This window comes from Hyphomicrobium sp. (assembly GCF_009026145.1).
In the GTDB taxonomy this organism is placed as follows: domain Bacteria; phylum Pseudomonadota; class Alphaproteobacteria; order Rhizobiales; family Hyphomicrobiaceae; genus Hyphomicrobium_A.
The window spans coordinates 1-3,592 of sequence record NZ_WBUE01000056.1; the positions used below are offsets into that span (position 1 = coordinate 1).

Sequence of the window (3,592 nt, forward strand, 5' to 3'; positions counted from 1 at the left end):
GCGCTGGCGTTCGCCCGCCGGGGCGCCATCGTCGTCGCCGCCAACCGGCGCGCGGCCGATGGCGACAGCCTCGTCGCCGATATCGAAGCGCAGGGCGGCCGCGCGCATTTCATCGCCACCGACGTAACGCACCCCACCGAGATCAAGCGGCTGATGGACGACACGGCAGCGCGCTTCGGCCGGCTCGACATCCTGTTCAACAACGCCGGCTACCAGGAGCCGCGCACGCCGATCGTCGACACGCCGGAGGAAGCCTTCGATATCGTCTTCGACACCAACACGCGCGCGACCTTTCTCGGCATGAAGTACGCGCTTCCTCACATGCTGGCGCAGGGCCGGGGCGTGATCGTCAACTGCGCCTCGGCCAGCGGGCTGCGCAACGCCAACCCGGGCCTTGCGCTTTATTCCGCCTCCAAAGCCGCCGTGGTCTCGCTCACCAAGTCCGCTGCCCTCGAATACGGACCGACGATCCGCGTCAATGCCGTCAGCCCCGGCCGCGTCGAGACGCCGATGATGCTGGCCTCCAGGATCGCCGACATGAGCGTGGTGGCCCAAGGTCTTCCGCTGAAGCGCCTCGGTCGGCCGGAGGAGGTTGCCAACGCGGCCGTCTGGCTTGCCTCGGACGCAGCGAGCTTCGTCACCGGCCATATCCTGCAGGTCGATGGCGGCTTCGGCGCCACATGAGCCACGGCCAATGCGCCGGAAACCGACGGATAAGGCTAATTCCCGATGCTCCCACCGGAAAATTGTCACAGTTGGCAGGGCTCTCTAGTTTCGTTTGCGCCCGGGGAAGGCTCAACAAGGAGCAAATGATGAAATATCTGATCGCAGTCGCTGTCGCCGCCGGAATGCTGGCGACGGCTGCGCATGCCCAGCAGGTGACCTGCAAGGCCCAGGCTGCCGAGAAGAAGCTGGCCGGCGCCGCGCAGAAGTCGTTCATGACCAAATGCGAGAAGGACGCGAAGGCGGCTTGCGACAAGTCGGCTGCCGACAAGAAGCTCGCCGGCGCGGCCAAGGCCAGCCATCTCAAGAAATGCATGAGCGACGCCGTCGGCTCATAGCGCGCCTGCCCCGGTGAGCCACCGGGCTCACCGGGCGTGTCCGTCATACTCTGCATGACGCTTGGCTTTACCTTTGGTTAGCCAAGGCAGGGCGCCTTTGGCGCACTAGCAGGACAAAGAGGAAATTGTTAGGGCTGCTGGCCTAGCGTTTTCTCCGGCCCATGTGGGTCGGGGAGCCCCTATGCTCGGTGCGCTGCGGAGACGTGTTGGTTCGGCGCCGGTCCGCCGGCTGGTCGGCCTGCTCGGCGCCATCGTTGCCGTGATCACTGCGCTTGCGCTGCCCGTCGGCTACGGCATCATTCAATATATCAAGGAAGCGCAGACGCTCGCGGCCAAGACGGATCTCACGGCGTTTCGCGCCGCTCGCTTCATCCAGTCCTCGGGATCGGGCTGGCCGGGCGATCTCGAGCGCCTGGTGGAGGCCATCCAGGTTCAGAGCCCTCCCGACCGGATCGTCATCCAGCGCATCTACGATGCAAACGATGCTCCCGTCGCCGTCCGCGGAGTCTCCGCACCCTCTCCGACCTTCAGCCGCGAGGTGGCGATCATCGTCGATGGAGCGAAAATCGGGCGGGCGGAGGTAACCGGCAGCCTGCGCCCTCTGCTGCAGGAGATCGGCGCAGTAGGGCTGGTGGGTATAGGCTTCGGCATCGCCGCGTATCTGGCGTTCGCCGTTCTCCCGCTCAGGGCACTGGATCGCTCGCTAGGCGAGCTCAAAGAGGCCAACGAGAAGCTCGGGCGCCAGAACGTCATTCTCGATACGGCGCTCGACAACATGTTCCAAGGTCTGGCGATGTTCGACGCCGAGGAGCGCCTCGTCTTCGCCAACGATCGCTATCTCGAGATGTACCACACCCCGCCGGGGGAGATCGTGCCGGGCACGACATTGCGGCACATCATCGAGCTTCGCATCGCCCAGGGGTTTTACGCCGGATCGACCGTTGAGCAGATTCTCGGGACCATGCGGAACCGCGTCGCACGTGGCAACATCAGCCACATCACGCGCACCCTGGCCGACGGGCGCACCGTCACCGTATCGATCTGGCCGCGCGCGGACGGCGGCTGGGTGACGACGCATCAGGACATCACCGAGCGAGAGACGCTGCACGCACAGCTCCGCGAGCAGCACGAGCTGTTGCGGCAGCGCGAGGAGCAACTGAAGATCCAGAACATCCATTTCGACGCGGCTTTGAACAACATGTCGCAAGGCCTCGCCATGTTCGACGGCGAGCAGCGGCTCCTGGTGTGCAATCGCACCTACCTCGACATGTATGGGTTGACGGCCGAGCAGGTGAAGCCGGGGATGAGCTCGCGCGAGATTCTGGAGCTGCGATTTGCAGGCGGCATCTATGGCAACGCGGACCGCGACAAGCTTATCGACGGATGGCTGGCCGCGTTCGGGAAGGACTCTACGCGCGTACAGGTGCTGGCGGACGGCCGGGTGATCAACGTATGCCGTCGGCGCCTGCCTCACGGCGGTCTCGTCGTCACCCACCAGGATATCACCGAGCAGCGGCGCTCGGAAGCCAAGATCGTGCACATGGCGCTGCACGACCAGCTCACCGGATTGCCCAACCGCATGCTGCTCAATGAGCGGCTCGAGCATGCGCTGACCCGTGTCAAGCGCGGCGAGATCGTCGCTCTGCACCTGATCGATCTCGATCATTTCAAGACGGTCAACGATACGCTGGGCCACCCGGCCGGCGACAAGCTGCTGGAGATGGCGTCCGAGCGGCTGCACGGCCTGGTGCGCGAGACCGACACTATCGCCCGCATGGGCGGCGACGAGTTCGCCATCGTGCAGGTCGCCATCAGCTCTCCGGCCGACGCCACCTCGCTGGCGCACCGCCTCATCGAGGTGGTGAGCGAGCCCTACGAGATCGAAGGGCAGCAGGTGATCATCGGCACCAGCGTCGGCATCGCGATCGGACCCCAGGATGGGAGGAATCCGGACCAGCTCATTCGCAATGCCGACCTGGCGCTGTATCGGGCCAAGAGCGACGGACGCAGGACCTTCTGCTTCTTCGAGCCGGAGATGGATGCGCAGATGCAGCAGCGGCGGGCCACGGAGTACGACCTGCGCAAGGCGCTGGGAGCTGGCGAGTTCGAGCTCCACTACCAGCCGATCGTCAACCTGGAACGCAACCGGATCAGCGGTTGCGAGGCGCTGATCCGCTGGCGCCATCCCAAGAAGGGTCTCGTTCTGCCTGGCCAGTTCATTCCCCTGGCCGAGGAGATCGGCTTCATCGGTCCGCTGAGTGAATGGGCCGTCCGTGAGGCTTGCGCGACGGCGGCAAAATGGCCGGGCGAACTGAGGATCGCCGTCAACCTGTCGCCAGCGCAATTCCGCAGCTCCGGGTTGGTGCCAATGATCACCCGCTCCCTGGCCGCCTCCGGGCTGGCGGCAGAGCGCCTCGAGCTCGAGATCACGGAGACGGCGCTGCTCGACAACGGCGAGGCGACGCTGGCCACGCTCTACCAGCTGCGCGAGGTGGGCGTGCACATCGTCATGGACGACTTCGGCACGGGCT

At 65.3% G+C, this 3,592-nt stretch carries 3 protein-coding genes; all 3 read left to right on the forward strand.

What is annotated here, in order from left to right; translation table 11 throughout:
• The coding region (locus F9K20_RS21110) for an SDR family NAD(P)-dependent oxidoreductase (RefSeq protein WP_291006745.1) at nucleotides 1-684 on the forward strand (684 nt) is incomplete at its 5' end.
• Between the two features lie 128 nt (nucleotides 685-812).
• Nucleotides 813-1,061 (forward strand): hypothetical protein, encoded by a 249-nt coding sequence (locus tag F9K20_RS21115; protein ID WP_291006748.1) that lies wholly within the window; start codon nucleotides 813-815, stop codon nucleotides 1,059-1,061.
• Between the two features lie 181 nt (nucleotides 1,062-1,242).
• A partial coding sequence (locus F9K20_RS21120) for a PAS-domain containing protein (RefSeq protein ID WP_291006751.1) occupies nucleotides 1,243-3,592 on the forward strand: 2,350 nt, incomplete at its 3' end.

Excerpts from the sequence above, each read along its gene's own strand:
- F9K20_RS21115 (WP_291006748.1), top strand. The coding sequence starts at position 813 with ATGAAATATCTGATCGCAGTCGCTGTCGCCGCCGGAATGCTGGCGACG.